At 71.9% G+C, this 15,140-nt stretch carries 12 protein-coding genes; 5 read left to right on the forward strand and 7 right to left on the reverse strand.

Going from position 1 to position 15,140, the window contains the following annotated elements:
* The first annotated feature begins 61 nt into the window (after positions 1-61).
* Positions 62-1,267 (forward strand): glycosyltransferase 87 family protein, encoded by a 1,206-nt coding sequence (locus tag ACSMXX_RS18240; RefSeq protein ID WP_473184840.1) that lies wholly within the window; start codon positions 62-64, stop codon positions 1,265-1,267.
* Here the strand turns inward: ACSMXX_RS18240 and ACSMXX_RS18245 are convergent.
* The 4 genes from ACSMXX_RS18245 to ACSMXX_RS18260 all read right to left on the reverse strand — a co-directional run bounded on the left by ACSMXX_RS18245 (position 1,195) and on the right by ACSMXX_RS18260 (position 7,107).
* On the reverse strand, positions 1,195-2,871 hold the full coding sequence (locus ACSMXX_RS18245; protein ID WP_473179761.1) for a DNA repair helicase XPB: 1,677 nt from the start codon (positions 2,869-2,871) through the stop codon (positions 1,195-1,197). The genes ACSMXX_RS18240 and ACSMXX_RS18245 overlap by 73 nt on opposite strands.
* 251 nt (positions 2,872-3,122) lie before the next feature.
* On the reverse strand, positions 3,123-4,757 hold the full coding sequence (locus ACSMXX_RS18250) for an SLC13 family permease (RefSeq protein WP_473179762.1): 1,635 nt from the start codon (positions 4,755-4,757) through the stop codon (positions 3,123-3,125).
* A gap of 175 nt (positions 4,758-4,932) precedes the next feature.
* Positions 4,933-6,018 carry a tartrate dehydrogenase gene (locus tag ACSMXX_RS18255; RefSeq protein ID WP_473179763.1) on the reverse strand — a complete coding sequence of 362 codons (1,086 nt, stop codon included), beginning with the start codon at positions 6,016-6,018 and terminating at the stop codon, positions 4,933-4,935.
* Between the two features lie 111 nt (positions 6,019-6,129).
* The gene (locus tag ACSMXX_RS18260) at positions 6,130-7,107 is read right to left on the reverse strand and encodes a LysR family transcriptional regulator (protein ID WP_473179764.1); all 978 of its coding nucleotides are present in this window, start codon (positions 7,105-7,107) and stop codon (positions 6,130-6,132) included.
* A 309-nt stretch (positions 7,108-7,416) separates the two neighbouring features.
* Between ACSMXX_RS18260 and ACSMXX_RS18265 the strand changes: the two genes are divergently transcribed.
* On the forward strand, positions 7,417-7,908 hold the full coding sequence (locus tag ACSMXX_RS18265) for a hypothetical protein (RefSeq protein WP_473179765.1): 492 nt from the start codon (positions 7,417-7,419) through the stop codon (positions 7,906-7,908).
* 220 nt (positions 7,909-8,128) lie between these two features.
* Here the strand turns inward: ACSMXX_RS18265 and ACSMXX_RS18270 are convergent, their stop codons facing one another.
* Positions 8,129-8,449: a DUF4326 domain-containing protein gene (locus tag ACSMXX_RS18270; RefSeq protein WP_473179766.1), complete on the reverse strand. Its 321-nt coding sequence runs from the start codon at positions 8,447-8,449 to the stop codon at positions 8,129-8,131.
* 51 nt (positions 8,450-8,500) lie between these two features.
* Positions 8,501-9,037, reverse strand: coding sequence for a PaaI family thioesterase (locus ACSMXX_RS18275; protein ID WP_473179767.1), 537 nt, complete (start codon positions 9,035-9,037; stop codon positions 8,501-8,503).
* A gap of 101 nt (positions 9,038-9,138) precedes the next feature.
* Here ACSMXX_RS18275 and ACSMXX_RS18280 point away from each other — a divergent pair, with 101 nt between their 5' ends.
* Positions 9,139-10,122: a GlxA family transcriptional regulator gene (locus tag ACSMXX_RS18280; RefSeq protein ID WP_473179768.1), complete on the forward strand. Its 984-nt coding sequence runs from the start codon at positions 9,139-9,141 to the stop codon at positions 10,120-10,122.
* Positions 10,123-10,144: 22 nt separating this feature from the next.
* Here ACSMXX_RS18280 and ACSMXX_RS18285 read toward each other — a convergent pair whose 3' ends face one another.
* Positions 10,145-12,727, reverse strand: a complete 2,583-nt coding sequence (locus tag ACSMXX_RS18285; protein ID WP_473179769.1) for a helicase-associated domain-containing protein — start codon at positions 12,725-12,727, stop codon at positions 10,145-10,147.
* 114 nt (positions 12,728-12,841) lie between these two features.
* Between ACSMXX_RS18285 and ACSMXX_RS18290 the strand changes: the two genes are divergently transcribed.
* The gene (locus ACSMXX_RS18290; protein ID WP_473179770.1) at positions 12,842-13,951 is read left to right on the forward strand and encodes a hypothetical protein; all 1,110 of its coding nucleotides are present in this window, start codon (positions 12,842-12,844) and stop codon (positions 13,949-13,951) included.
* A 261-nt stretch (positions 13,952-14,212) separates the two neighbouring features.
* Entirely contained in the window at positions 14,213-15,130 is a 918-nt protein-coding gene (locus tag ACSMXX_RS18295) for a carbon-nitrogen hydrolase family protein (protein ID WP_473179771.1), read from the forward strand.
* Positions 15,131-15,140: the final 10 nt, after the last annotated feature.

The following is a 15,140-nucleotide window of genomic DNA, read 5'->3' on the forward strand; positions in this document are numbered from 1 at the left end:
CCGTAGCGGAGAGGCGGCGCAGGTGACTCGCGGAAACAGGGGGGAGCGGGCGGCCGCCGCACTGCTCGTGCTGTCGCTGACCGCGCTGGCGGTGCTGTGCCTGGTGGAGCGCTTCCCCATGGCGGATCTTCTGGTCTACCGGGCGGAGGGCGAAGCCGTCGTGAACGGGAGCGACCTCTACGGCTTCACCGTCACCGAATGGGATCTCCCTGCGACGTATCCGCCGTTCGCAGCCCTGCTGTTCGTGCCGACCGTGTGGCTCTCCCCGGCGGTCGCCAAGGTCCTCTTCCTCGCCGGCAACGCCGCTCTTCTCGCCCTCCTCGTCCACCTCTCCCTGCGCATGGCGGACGGCCTCCCCGGCGCGGCGGGGCCGCACGGGCGGCGCGGCCGCGGGTGGAGCCGTCCCGCCGTGGTGCTCGCCGCGACCGCCGCAGCGCTGTGGCTGGAGCCCGTCTTCCAGACGCTCGTCTTCGGGCAGATCAATCTGCTGCTCGCCTGCCTCGTCATGTGGGACCTGGGACGTCCCGACGGCGCGCGCGCCAAGGGCCTCGCCATCGGCATCGCATCGGGCATCAAGCTCACGCCGGCGGTCTTCGCGGTCCATCTTCTGCTGACGGGGCGGGTACGGGCCGGGCTCACGGCGCTCGCGGGCTTCGCGGGCACGGTCGCGGCGGGAGGACTCGTACTGCCGTCCGCCAGCTGGGAGTTCTTCACGCGGCGGCTCTTCGAGACGGCCCGGGTCGGCAAGGCGTGGATCGTCGACAACCAGTCCCTGCAGGGCGCGGCCGCGCGGCTCGCGCACACCGCCGAGCCCGGTCTGCTGTGGGTGCTGCCCGCGGCGGCCGTCGTGGTGGCGGGGCTGACGCTGGCCCGCCATGTGCATGTACGGCACGGCCAGCCCGCCTGGTCGGTCATGGTCAGCGCGTTCACCGCGCTGCTCGTCTCCCCGATCAGCTGGTCGCACCACTGGGTGTGGTGCGTGCCGCTGCTCGTGCTGCTCGCGGCGGAGCGGGCGCGCCTCGGAGCGGGCCAGGGTCTCGTACTGGCCGTGGCGGCGGTCTTCACGGCGCGCACGCTGTGGCTCGTACCGAAGCACGGGGCCGACGACCTGAGGCTCCAGTGGTGGATGCAGCCGCTCGCCTCGCCCTACGCGCTGCTGACGCTGGGACTGCTGGCGGCGGCAGCCGTCCGCTGCTACTCGGTGTCGCTGTCGGGCGCGGCCTCCGGCTGGGCCGTGAGCAGGTCCTGGGAGTCGACGATGCGGTAGGCGTAGCCCTGCTCGGCCAGGAACCGCTGCCTGTGGGCGGCGAAGTCCTGGTCGATGGTGTCGCGGGCGACGACCGAGTAGAAGCGCGCCTCGTGGCCGTCGGCCTTCGGGCGCAGAATGCGCCCCAGCCGCTGTGCCTCCTCCTGCCGTGAGCCGAAGGTGCCGGACACCTGGATGGCGACGGTCGCCTCGGGCAGGTCGACGGAGAAGTTGGCGACCTTGGAGACGACGAGCGTGCTCAACTCCCCCTCGCGGAAGGCGTTGAAGAGCTTCTCGCGCTGCTTGTTGCTGGTGTCGCCCTTGATGACGGGCGCACCGATGTGTTCGCCCAGTTCGTCGAGCTGGTCGATGTACTGGCCGATCACCAGGGTCTGTTCGCCCTCGTGCCGCCTCACCAGCGCCTCCGTCACGCGCCGTTTGCTGTCGGTGGTGGCGCAGAAGCGGTACTTCTCGTCCGTCTCGGCCGTCGCGTACGCGAGCCGTTCCGAGTCGGTGAGACTGACGCGCACCTCCACGCAGTCGGCAGGCGCGATGTAGCCCTGCGACTCGATCTCCTTCCACGGGGCGTCGAAACGCTTGGGCCCGATGAGCGAGAAGACGTCGGACTCGCGGCCGTCCTCCCGTACGAGCGTCGCGGTCAGACCGAGACGGCGGCGGGCCTGGAGGTCCGCGGTGAACTTGAAGACCGGCGCGGGCAGCAGATGCACCTCGTCGTAGATGATCAGCCCCCAGTCGCGGGAGTCGAACAGCTCCAGGTGCGGGTAGATGCCCTTCCGCTTCACCGTCACCACCTGGTACGTGGCGATCGTCACCGGCCGGATCTCCTTGCGGGTGCCGCTGTACTCGCCGATCTCGTCCTCGGTCAGCGATGTACGCCGTACCAGCTCCGACTTCCACTGGCGGGCCGCGACGGTGTTGGTGACCAGGATCAGCGTCGTCGCCTGCGCCTGCGCCATCGCCCCGGCGCCCACCAGCGTCTTGCCGGCGCCGCAGGGCAGCACGACGACTCCGGAGCCGCCGTGCCAGAAGCCCTCGACGGCATGCTGCTGGTACGGGCGCATCGACCACTCGTCCTCTTCCAGGCCGATGGGGTGCGCCTCGCCGTCCACGTAACCGGCCAGATCCTCGGCGGGCCAGCCCAGCTTCAGCAGCACCTGCTTGATCTGGCCGCGCTCGGAGGGGTGTACGACGACGGTGTCGGCGTCGATGCGCTCACCGGTGAGCGGCTGGATCTTCTTCGACCGCAGCACTTCCTCCAGCACCGGGCGGTCGCTGGTCTCCAGGACCAGGCCGTGCGTGGGGTGTTTGAGCAGCCGCAGCCGCCCGTAGCGGGCCATCGTCTCGGCGACGTCGACGAGGAGGGCGTGCGGCACGGGGTAGCGGGCGTGTGCGACGAGTGCGTCCACGACCTGCTCGGCGTCGTGCCCGGCGGCACGCGCGTTCCACAGGCCGAGCGGCGTGAGCCGGTAGGTGTGGATGTGCTCGGGTGCCCGCTCCAGCTCGGCGAAGGGAGCGATGGCGCGGCGGCACTCGTCGGCCTGTTCGTGATCGACCTCCAGCAGCAGCGTCTTGTCGCTCTGGACGATCAGGGGGCCACCGTTCACGCGTGTTTCCTCCGTCTCGCGGTGCGGTGCAGGTGCTCCGGGTCAAACGTCCAGTGTGCCGCATGGGTCCGTTTGCGGGCTGTGGAGCTGCCGTGGAGGGGGCGCGCATGCCCACACACGAGCGCCCGCACCCGCCCGTCCGCAACCGGTGCCGCGGGCGGGCGGGGCAGGCGGCGCTCGCGTTCTGGCTCGTAGTGTTCGCGTGCGTTGTCTCGTACGTGTCTCGTGCGTGCTGCCGGCCCCGCGTCCGCCTACAGCAGAACCGAGGCCAGGACGGGCAGCAGGATGATGATGAGCAGTGCGCCGATGATGTCGAAGGAGAAGCCCGAGCGGATCATCCTGGTGATCGGCACGGTGCCGGATCCGTAGACGATGGCGTTCTGCGGCGTGGACACCGGGAGCATGAAGCCGAACGACGCGGCGAACGTGGCCGCGAGCGCCGGCGTCAGCGGGTCGACCCCGGCGGCCACGGCCAGCGGGATGACGATCGGGACCACGACCGCCGCGGACGCGGTGTTCGAGGTCGTCTCGGAGACCACGATCGCGAGCAGGGCGGCGAAGACCGTGATGGCGACCGCGCTGCCGATGTTCAGGGCGCCGAACGCGCCCTTGCCGATGGTCTCCGCCAGTCCCGTCTCCTCCAGCAGCGTGCCGAACACCACGCCGGAGCCGAACAGCACGATCGTGCCCCAGTCGATCCTCGCGGCGTCGCCCCAGCGCAGCGTGAACTCGCGCATCTTCCAGTCGGTGGGGAGTACGAAGAGCAGGGCCGCACCGAGCACCGCGGCGACGCCTTCGTCCAGGTTGTTCGACGCGGTCTCGTAGGCGGTGGAGCCGGTTCCGGCGACCAGGCCGACCACGGCCGGGAAGACCCACAGGACGACCGTCACCCCGAAGGCGATCAGCGTGTTCTTCTCGGCGCGGCTCATCGGGCCGAGCGCGGCACGCTCCCGCTGGACGTAGTCCTCGACGCCGGTGAGGTGCCGGATTTCGGGGCGGTTGAGCAGGAGCAGCACGACGGCCAGCCCCACGAACATCAGGGCGCAGATCGGGAACGCCATGGCCATCCACGTCCCGAAGGGGATGGGCTTGTCGGTGGCCTTCTCGATCAGCTCGCGTCCGATGAGGTTGGGCGGGCTGCCGACGGGGGTGAGCAGACCGCCGACGCTGGCGCCGTAGGCCAGCATCAGCATCATCGCGAAGCCGACTCGCATCCGGGTCGGGTCGAAGCGGTGCATGGTGCCGTCGGCCTCGTGCTTGTCCTGGACGAGATTGCCGATCACGCCGAGGATTCCGACGGCTGTCGGCATGAGCATCGCGACGGTGGCGGTGTTGGAGATCCACGCGGAGACGAGGCAGGTGATGAGGCCGAACGCGATGACGATGCGGAAGGAGCTGCGGGCGACGCCGGGTATCGACAGGATGCGGAAGGCGAACCGCCTGGCCAGGCCGTGTATGAGCATGGACTGGGCGAGGATGAAGGCGCCTATGAAGGTGAAGACCGTCCCCGAACCGAACGGCGCCAGCACACCGTCCGCGCCCTCGTCGCCGCCGACACCGAGCAGCACCAGCAACGAGGCGCCGATGAGCCCCGACACCGGAATGGGGATCGGCTCGGTCACCCAGGCGACGATCACCCCCGCCAGAACGGCCGCGACATTGTGCTGGGTCTGCGGAATGTCCAGCGGCAGCAGGAACACGATGATCGTGGCCAGCGGCGCCAGTACGAATCCGGTCGTACGCCGTGCCTTCTCGAACCGCTCCTCTGCCGGGGACAGTTTCTGCTCGGCGAGACCGCGGTAGGTGGACCCGCCCAGCAGTGCCTTCTCGACGTCGACACGCTCTGGTTTGCTGCCGGGTTTCGGCTGATCGCCGGTGATGGCCATGTCATCTCCTATGAGCTCGGATCCCCCAGGAATTTTCGTGACGCGGCAACGGGCTGCGGGCGGGCCCCGCCCCGGTGCCGGCCGACTGGTCGGCTGGCCGGCCGGTCGGCCGGTCGGCTGCTGAATTCTGGCCGTGGTGAGACTGCCAGTTCGCGGACCTCTTCGGAATGGGCGGTCAGCCGTTGTCCAGATGGCCGATGACGGCGTCCGTGACCTCGCCGGAGGTCGCGGTGCCGCCCACGTCGCGGGTACGGATCCCGCTGCCCGTGGTCGCCTCGATCGCGCGGCGGACGGTCTTCGCCTCGTCGCCGAGACCGAAGTGCTCAAGCATGAGGGCCGCGCTGCCGATCGCCCCGACGGGGTTGCAGAGCCCCTGACCTGCGATGTCCGGAGCCGAGCCGTGCACCGGCTCGAACATCGAGGGGAAGCGCCGCTCGGGATTCAGGTTCGCGCTCGCCGCGAGCCCCAGGCTTCCGGTGATGGCGCTGCCGAGGTCGGAGAGGATGTCGGCGTGCAGGTTGGAGGCGACGACCACCGACAGATCCTCGGGACGAAGGACGAACTTGGCGGCCATGGCGTCGACCAGGACGCTTTCGGTCTCGACGTCGGGGTAGTCCGCGGCGACCTTCTCGAAGACTTCGTCCCACAGCACCATGCCGTACTGCTGGGCGTTGCTCTTGGTGACGCTGGAGACCTTCTTGCGTGCGCGGGTCCGCGCGAGGTCGAAGGCGAAGCGCATGATGCGCTCGCACCCGGTCTCCGTGAACAGCGCCGACTGGACGGCCACTTCCGCGCCGGCGCCGCGGCCGGCGAAGTTGCGCCCCCCGAGACCGGCGTACTCCCCCTCGGAGTTCTCGCGTACGACCACCCAGTCGAGGTCGTCGCGGTCAGCGGTGCGCAGCGAACTCGATATGCCCGGCAGGAATTCGACCGGACGCACATTGGCCCACTGGTCGAAGTTCTGGCAGATCCTCAGGCGCAGTCCCCAGAGGCTCACGTGGTCGGGGACGGTCGGCCACCCCACGGCCCCGAAGTAGATGGCGTCGAACTCCTTGAGCTGTTCGAGACCGTCGTCGGCCATCATCTTCCCGTGCTCGGCGTAGTAGGCCGAGCCCCACGGGAACTCGCTCCAGTCGAAAGCGAAGCGGCCGTTCGAGCGGGCCGCGAGTGCGTCCAGTACGGCTCGTCCGGACTCGACGACCTCGATGCCGACACCGTCCGCGGGGACGGCGGCGATCCGGAAGGTTTGCTCAGCGGTCACTGGTGATCCTCCAGCCTGTCGGCGTCGCGTGGCTCACGGGGAGTGAACCGCGTGACTCACCGCCGCGTCCAAGACGGGCTGTTGATCCCGGTGATAGGCCCTGCCTATGAGTTACGCCTCATGATCACGGATGCCGTCGGGCAGCTGTGCGGTGTACCTCTCCACGCACTCGGCGAAGGCCTGAGCCGCCGGTGTCAGCGCCGTCGTACGGGCCACGAAGACGATCCGGAGCAGCGAGACCGGCTCGATGTGGCGTACGAGGGCACCCGCCCTCACGGCCAGCCGGGTCCAGCTCGAAGGCATCACGGCGTGACCCACGCCGGCCAGGACCATGGGCAGGATCGATGTGCGGTGCTCGGCCTCGACCACGATCCGGGCGTTCACGCCGCTGGAGAGCACGTCGTCGACGAGTTGACGCATGAGACTCCCGGGCTTGCTGACGACCAGCCGCATCGCGTCGAGCTGCTCGCGCCGGATGGTCCCGGCAGGCCGCGTCACCGGCCGCGTCACCGGCTCGTGCTGTTCCTGCGCGCGCTGCTCGTGCCCGGGTGCCCACTTGCCGCCGTCGGGGGGCGAAATCAGCACCAGGGGCTGGTCTTCCACGTGCAGGACCTTCAGCCCTCCGGTCGAGGGCGTGGCGGCCGCCCCCAGCAGACCAAGTTCCGCCCGCCCCGTCTTGACCGAGTGAATGACCTCTTCCGGCGTGAACGCGGCTTCCACGGCCACCGAGACGGCGGGGTGAGTGCTGGTGAAGTCACTCATGATCGTGGCCAGCGGCTCCATCCCCGGACTGGGCATGGACACCAGCTCGATGCGCCCTCTTTGCAGGCCCCGTACGGACTGCACGGCGGCCTTGGCCGAGTCCACGTCCCGCAGCACCTGACGTGCCGGCTCGACCAACTGCGAACCCGCGTCGCTCAGCACGATGCCGCGGCCGACACGGTGGAACAGCGGCACGCCGAGTTCGCGCTCCAGCGTTCTGATCGCCTGCGAGAGCGACGGCTGCGCGATACGGAGCTGCTCGGCGGCGCGGCCGAAATGCTGGTGCCGGACGACGGCCAGGAAGTAGGCCAGCTGCCGGACGTCCATGTGCCACCTCCGGCAGACGGATAGGCGCAGCCTACTGATGGGACGGGTGGGTCGGTGGGCCCGGGATGCGACCTCTTGGTCTGCGACAGCGGTCTCGGTCTGCCGCCTCTTGGAGTGACTCAAGGTGTGACTCAGGGGTGACTCAAGGGGTGAGGGGCCACACGGGCGCCTGCCGTGCGTGTGGCCACGCCTGAAGTCCAAGCGCCTATACGGTTATACGTCCGCTCACAAGGTGTAGTGGTCCGTATGAGATGCGTGACCGTATCCGAGGGCGCGTTGAAACGGAACTGACGAAGGAGAGCGACCGGGATGGCGACGAAAGTTGCGGTAACCGGGCACATGGAGCTGTCCGAGGAGACGGTGCCGCTGGTACGGGCGGAACTTGAGCGGCTGCTGCGCATGTTCGAGCCCTCCGGGCTCGTGGGGCTGTCGTGTGTGGCGGCCGGAGCGGACTCGCTCTTCGCGGAGTCGGTGCTCGCGGCGGGCGGACGGCTGGTCGCGGTGCTGCCCAGCCGCGACTACCGGCAGGCCACGGTGAAACCGGAACATGCCGAGACCTACGACCGGCTCACCGCGGCGGCCGACGAGGTGCTGGTGCTGCCGTACGCGAACGCCGACCGCAAGGCCTACGAGGCGGCGAACGCGGTGCTGCTGGAGCGCGCGGACCGGCTGGTCGCCATCTGGGACGGTCAGCCGGGCTCAGAGGAGAAGGCCGGTACGACGGCCGACGTCGTCACCGGTGCGCGGAGCGCCGGGCTCGCCGTCGACGTCGTGTGGCCGGCGGGCGCGAGCCGCGGCTGACGCCGGCCGATCGCCGCCGACGCCGCGCGGCCGAACCTCGCCGAACCCCCGCCGAAGCCGACGCCGCGAGGCTGAACCGGAGGCCCCGGTCCGGAACCCCGGACCGGGGCCTCCGGCACGTCCGCCGGCCGGCCGCGCGGCCCGGCGGTCCGCGCCCTGGCGCCGCCGGCAGGCCCCGCCCGACGGAGGGCCTGCCCGGAGCCCCCTCCCCGCTCCCCGCTCATTCCGCGTCCGCGAGTTCCGCGATCACCTGCGCGTGGCAGGGCTCCGGAACGCACCAGCACCCCAGCCGGCGGCCGCGCAGCTCGGGCAGGAGTGCGAGGAGGTCCGGGCGGCCAAGAAGGTGTTCGCGGTACTGCTCCAGGACCTCCTCGCGGGAGCCGTCGCGGCCCGGGCGGAAGGGGCTCGCCAGCGGCGAGCCCTCAAGATGCCATCCGCCGCGGTGCATTGGACGGCCGACGTAGACCACGTCGGCATAGGCGGGGTCGTCGCGGTGCCCCTTGAGATTGACCACTGTCGTCGCTGCCGTGCCGCTGCTCATCTGCTCCCTCTCCGCCCGTGCTGCGTCTCCCCTGTGCCGGTCTCCTGTGCGTCAGCCCGCCCGGGGCGGTTCGAAGACCAGGCAGGTGGTGGTGCCGTGTGCGTACAGCCTGCCGTCCGCGGTGCCGGTCACCCGGGCCTCGGCCGTCGCCGTCGTACGGCCCGAGTGGAGGACGGTGCCCTCGCAGCGCAGCGCCGGTGTGTCACCGAAGACCGGGCGCACCATGTTCACCGCGAGCTGGACCGTGGTGTAGGCGCGTCCCGCCGGCAGGGTGGTCATGACCGCCGTACCGAGAGCGGAGTCCAGGAGGGTGGCCAGGAATCCGCCGTGCACGGTCCCCATCGGGTTGAACAGATGCTCCCCGGGCTCGCCCTCGAAGACCGCGCGGCCCTCGTCGGCCTCGACCAGCCTGAAGCCGAGGGTGCCGCAGATCGGCGCCGCGGGCAGCTGCCCGTCCAGGCCGAGGCGGACCAGTTCGATGCCGGAGCGGTCGCCCGCGTCCAGGTAGGTGGTCGGGGCCTCCCAGGTGTGGGTGCGCGAGCGCGTGGTGCTGTGGCCGGCGGGCGGCCGGGCGGTGGACTGCGCCATGGTGTGTGCTCCCGGTCAGTGGCTGTCGTACACAGCGAACCTACGGCCGTGGGACGGTCTTGCGTAGTGTCGCTTACGACGCTTCCGATACCGTTTCCGACATGGACATCGCCGTACTCGCCTACGACGGGGTCTTCGACTCCGGGCTGGCCTCGATCCTGGATGTGCTGGCCGCGGCCGAAGCCATGCGCGGCGAGCTGCCCCAGCCGCCGCCCGTCCGGAAGGTGACCACGGTCGGCTTCCGCCGCCGGGTCCGTACCGCGGCCGGGCACACGGTGACGACCACTCCGGTCGCGGGGGCAGGACGTCCCGCCCTCGAAGGTGCGGGCCTGCTGCTCGTGCCCGCGCTCGCCGAACGACGGCCCGGGGCGCTGCTCGCCCATGTCTCGGGGCCGGAGTCGGCCGCCGCGCGCCGGCTGGTCCGCGAGACGCGCGAGAGGGACGTCCCCGTCGCGTCGGCCTGCACCGGGACCTTCCTGCTGGCCGAGTCCGGGGTGCTCGACGGGCGCCGGGCGACGACGAGTTGGTGGCTCGCGCCGGTCTTCCGGGAGCGCTATCCGGCGGTCGGGCTGGAGGAGACGAGCATGGTGACGACCTCCCGGGGGGTGACGACGGCGGGCGCCGCCTTCGGCCACGTCGACCTCGCGCTGGCGGTCGTCCGTATGACCAGCCCGGTGCTGGCCGACCTCGTGGCCCGCTATCTGGTCGTGGACGAGCGGCCCTCGCAGTCCGCGTACACGATTCCCAGCGCCCTCGCTCAGAGCGATCCGACCGTGGCGGCGTTCGAACGGTGGGCGCGGCAGCACCTGGCGGAGCCGGTCGGCATCAAACAGGCCGCGCACGGGCTGGGCGTCAGTGAACGCACCCTTCAGCGGGCCGTGCGCCGGACGCTCGGCACCTCGCCGGTGCGCTTCGTCCAGGACCTGCGGATCGAACAGGCCACCCATCTGCTGCGGACCACGGGCCTCTCGCTGGAGGCGGTCGCGCGCAGGGTGGGCTATGAGCACGCGAGCACGCTGCGCGTCCTGCTGCGGGAGCGCACCGGGGCCACGGCGGGAGCGCTGCGCAGGCAGCAGCGGCGCTAGCCCTCCATGTGCGCGGGCCGAGTCAGGACTCGGCGAGTTCGGCGACGCCAGTGATGCGGTGCAGCGGGTACGTGCGGATCTCGTCCGCTGTGTGGTCGTACGCCGTCACGAATCCGCCCTCCACCCGCACCGGGGCGATCACACGCTGGCTGGCGGCACCGTCCGCGTTGACGTAGCCGATCCACAGCGCGTCACCCGACGCGACCGCCGACCGCATCGTGGCGATCGTGTCCGCCGAGGTCGTACGGGGCGGGCCGCCGCCCGCAGCGGCCGGCGGCTTCGGCACCCGCCCGGACGCCCTGGACGCCTTGTGCTCCGCCGTCGCCGCGTGGTCGCCGGCCCTGATCGCCCGTACGGCGGCGGTGAGCAGCGCCGTGTCCGGCACCGGAGGGCCGTCGGGCACCGGCTCCGGCGCCGTGCGCGGCGGTGAGCGGTGGGCGTCCGCGCGGGCGATCAGCACGTCGCCCTCGGCGGATTCGGCAGCCGGTGCGTATCCCATCTCCCGCAGTTTCGCGAGCAGTTGGTCCGGCGGCAGCGGCGAGGCGAGCACCGTGGGCGCGAGCAGCCGCAGCCGCATCGGTGCGGAGCGCTTGTCCGCCGTGATCTCGGTCAGAAGCGCGTCGTCGTCGCAGCGTACGTACGAGGAGGCGGCACCGACGCGCAGCCTGCCGTGTCTGCGGGCGACGTCGTCGACGAGGTAACTCAGCGGCTGCGGCACGGGAGTTCGCGAGTGTGCGGCGAGGAAGGCGTGGATGTCGCTCGCGGTCCGTCCGGCGTCCAGGGCCCGCCGTACGGAGGCGGGCGTGAAGCGGTAGACGGTGGCTCCGCCCTTGGACTCGACGTCGGCGAGCACGCCCAGCATGGCGGCGAGCGGCCGCTCCAGCGGGCCGGGCGCCACCGCCGTCAGATCGGCCTGGAGCAGGATGTGGTCGAGCGGCTCGGGGAGGAGCGGCGCGAGCCTGTCGCCCGCCCGCGCCGCGGCGGTCTCCAACTCGCCCGCGGTGCTGGGGGCACCCCCAGCGACCGCTGGGGGTGCCCCCGGCCCGGGCCCCAGCAGTTCACGTGCGTACGAGGCGAGCGCGCCGCGCCCGGTCAGTCCGAGCAACTCGGCCTCGTGCAGGGCCACTTCGGCAAGCTGTGTCCGCAGGTCGCCGGGGGTCTCGCCGGCGGCGTTTCCCGCGCCGCGCAGCGGGCGCTCCCAGCGCAGCCGTTCCAGCACGGAGTGCTGCGTGGGTGCCGAACCGGCGTCGAGGGACGTGAGCAGCTCCAGGGTGCGGCGGCGCATGTCGGCGGTGAGGCCGCGGTCCAGGCCCTGTCCGAGCGCGGTGAGGCCGCGCCCCTTGGCGTCGCGCGTGCCGACCAGGCCCGGCACCCGGGTGCCGGTGTACCAGCGCAGGACGACGTGGGCCCAGCGCTCGTGTGCGGGACGGCGCAGCCACTCGTCGTATGCGGGGGTGGGCGCGTATGCCTCGTCAGGTTCGCTGTCGGAGGCCAGCAGGCCCGCCGCGTAGGCGAGTTCGATCCAGAAGGCGGCCGTCGGCTCCGGCAGGTCGAGCACGGTGGCGGTGCGCTTGAGGTCCCGTACGCCGAGGCCGCCCGAGCGGAGCACGGACGGCGGGTCGGTCTCCCAGTCGGACAGCAGGTCCTCCAGGGTGCCGAGGGCGGCGAGGGCCTGTCCCGCGGCCGTCTCGTCCACGGTCTCCTGCGGATACTCGCGCCGGACGGCGGGCTCCGGGGGCAGCGGCTCGACTTCGCGGTGTGCGCGCCCCTGCCGCAGACGGAGGGCGACCTCGCGGGGGAGTACGACCGTGCGGGGCGCGGTCCTCACCAGCAGGCCCCGGTCGAGCAGCCAAGTCACCGGCGGCGAGGGCGAGTCGGTCTGCACCGAGCCGTACGGCGGGCCCCAGCGCAGCTTCTCCAGCATCGCCAGCGACTCGGGAGGCGCGTTCTCCAGGAGGGCCCCGGTGCGGCCGGCGTCCGCGAAGAGCGAGGTGAGCGAGGCCAGGGCGCTCACCGGGTCGTGGGTCGCGGGCAGTCCGGCGTTCGCGAGGATGTCCTGCAGCCGGCCCGGCGACATCCCCGACGTGGCCTCCGCGAGCGTCGGGCCGAGGCCGGTAGGTGACGGCGCCGAGGGGGAAGGGCTGAGCAACTCCCTTACGGTGCGGACGAGATGGAGCCGGTCGTCGCCGCCCCACAGCAGGGCCTGGCCGCGCAGGGTGCGCAGCGCGCGCGGCAGTTCGGCGGCGACGTGCCGGGCCGGATCGTCGCCCGTGCCCGGACCGCCTGGCGTGTATGCGTCGTCGCCCGTGCCCAGGTCCTCGCCCGCGAGGAGGGTTTCGAGGGTGGCGTACGGGCACGGGTCCGGGGCCACGGCGATGGCCTCCGCGGTCTGCAGCGCGAAGCGGTCCAGCCGCTCCACGGCCCGTACGACGGAAGCCCGGGTGCCGGCGCGGGTGGCGAGCTGGGTGAGGTCGTTCGGTACGGGCGAGAGCAGGTCCGGGCGGGCGCGGAGCAGCTCGGCGAGCGCCGCGTCGTCACGGGCGCGCAGATCGTCGGCGAGCGTGCGGGGTGCGGCGGTGCTGCCGCCTCTGTGCTCGGGGCTCATCCAACCCACGTTAGCGCGGGCGGCGCAGGGTACCGTCGTGGGCGAGCCTGGCAGACGCAGGGCAGGCGCCAAGGGACAGGTCCCGGGCAGGGCCTGGCAGTCGTTGGGGAATTGGTGGGGATCGAGAGCGACAAGCTCGTATTCGACTATCTGAGCCGGATCGGCGACCTGGCCCACAGAACGCCGATGACGGCCGCGGAACGGGCACGCCTGGTGAGCGGTCTGCGGGGTGAGATCGACCGGCTGCGGGCCGAGGAGGGCGGCGCCGAGAGCAAGGCCGCCGTGAAGAAGATCCTCACGCGGCTGGGGCGGCCGGAGGAAGTCGTCGCCGCGCGCGGCTCGTCGGGCGGCTCGTCGGGTGGTTCGTCCGGCGGCTCGGAGCGGAGTTCGCCGGGCGGTTCGTTCGGCGGCGAGGACCGCGGCGGTGATGGCCCGAAGGTGTCGCTCGGCAAGGGCCGCAAGGGTCCGTCGGGGCCCTCGGCACCCGCGGCGCCCACGGCCTCGTACGGCGCGTCCGCGCCCCACCTGGCCGGGATGGACGAGCTGGGCCCCGAGGAGTCCGACCCGGACTGGTGGCGGGTCGACCCCAGTCCGTACGGGGACGGCGGCGGCAGCCGCACCTTCGGCGAGCCGGTGCCCGGCTTCGTCGGCGGCATCGAGCTGCCCGAACTGCTCAAGCCCCCTCCCGGCGGCGGCGAGGAGGGCGACGCCCCCCAGAGCGGACCCCGCCGGCCGAAGGTCCCCGTGCCGGCGGCCCGCAAGGCCCTGGACGACGAGGCCGCCGACGCGGATGCGGATGCGGACGCCGATGCCGAACCCGTGGCGGGCGGCGGGCGCCGGCTGTGGCCGGGGCGCGGGCGCCTGGTGGCGGCCGGTCCCCGTGCCGGCGGCGTCGTGGAGTGGGTGGCGGCGGTGCTGCTGGTGGCGGGCGCCGCCGTCGGTTCGCTCATCCCGCTCGGCGTGGGCTGGCTGGCCGCGTGGTGGTCGCCGCGTCTGAGCCGTACGGAGGCCAAGTGGGCCGCTGCGGGCATGCCGGGGCTCGTCGCGGCCGGCACGCTGGTGTGGCTGTGGGGACGCGCCGACGGGCGGTGGGGCGAGCCCCTCGCCGAGGGCGGCGAGGCACTGGGCCGGGCCCTCACGGACGCGGGTCCGGTGGCGCTGCGCGTGGCCGCGGTCGCCAGCGCGCTCTTCCTCGTCTGGCGCGCCCGGCGGCCCAGGGTCTGAGGCCGCCCGGAGCCTGGAAATTCCGGTGCCCGGGGCCGGGTCCGCGTGCCACGCTGGCGCCATGGCCAGGCTGACGGTGGCGACGTGCTAGTGCAGTGACCGGCAATGTTTGCCCGTCAAGGAGCGTCGTCCGGTGCGTGCGATCGCAAGGCGGCCGGAAGTCCTTGTAGCGGAGCTACCAGGGCTTTTGGCCAACGCAGCGAGGGCGCGTGCAGGGCGGCGCGACGGGGCAAACCTTGCCGGGAGGGGCACTAGTTTCCGGTGGATGCCGACATCGAGCGCAACTGCCGTTACGTCATGCGGCAGATGAGGACCGCGAAGGAGCGGGGCGCGGACATCGCGCACTTCCCCGAGGCAGCCCTGTCCGGCTACGCGGGCACAGACTTCCCGTCGTACGAGGGATTCGACTGGGGCCTGCTCGAAGCGCTCACGCTGCGCGTCATGGAACTCGCGGGGCAGCTGCGGATGTGGGCCGTGCTCGGCTCGACGCACCCGCTGACCTGGGGGTCCCCCCAGGCCCGTCAGGGCCGAGGGGGAGGGCACAAGCCGCACAACAGCCTGTACGTCATCGACGACACCAGCGCCATCGCCGACCGTTACGACAAGCGCTTCTGCGGTGGCGACCCGGAGGGAACCACCGGCGACCTGGCGCACTACACCCCGGGCGACCACTCGACCGTCTTCACCGTCAAGGGAGTCCGCTGCGGCGCGCTGATCTGCTACGACTTCCGCTTTCCCGAGCTGTACCGCGAGTACGTGCGCCAGGGCGTGCAGCTCGTCCTGCACTCGTACCACGCGGCGAACATGACTCCCGGGAAGGTCCGGGCGATCCGGGCCGCGATCGGCGAGGACGTGCTGCACCTCAACACCTCGGACACGTATCCCGGCATCACGATGCCCGCGTCGATGACGGCGGCCGCGGCCGCGAATCACGTCTGGATCAGCTGTCCCAACTCCTCGGCCCGGCAGAGCTGTTGGGGCTCGTTCTTCGTCCGCGCCGACGGCGTCACCACCGGGCGGCTGCGACGCGGCCGTACGGGCGTGCTGATCTCCACGGTCGACACCGGCGCACCGCTGTACGACTCCACCAAGCACTGGCGCGCCAATGCCCTGGCCGGAGTCCTCAACAGCGGTACGCCGGTGCGGGATCCGCGCTCCGCGGAGCGTACGAAGCTCTAGGGGGTGTCGT

The sequence above is a fragment of the Streptomyces sp. DSM 116795 genome, assembly GCF_055792905.1.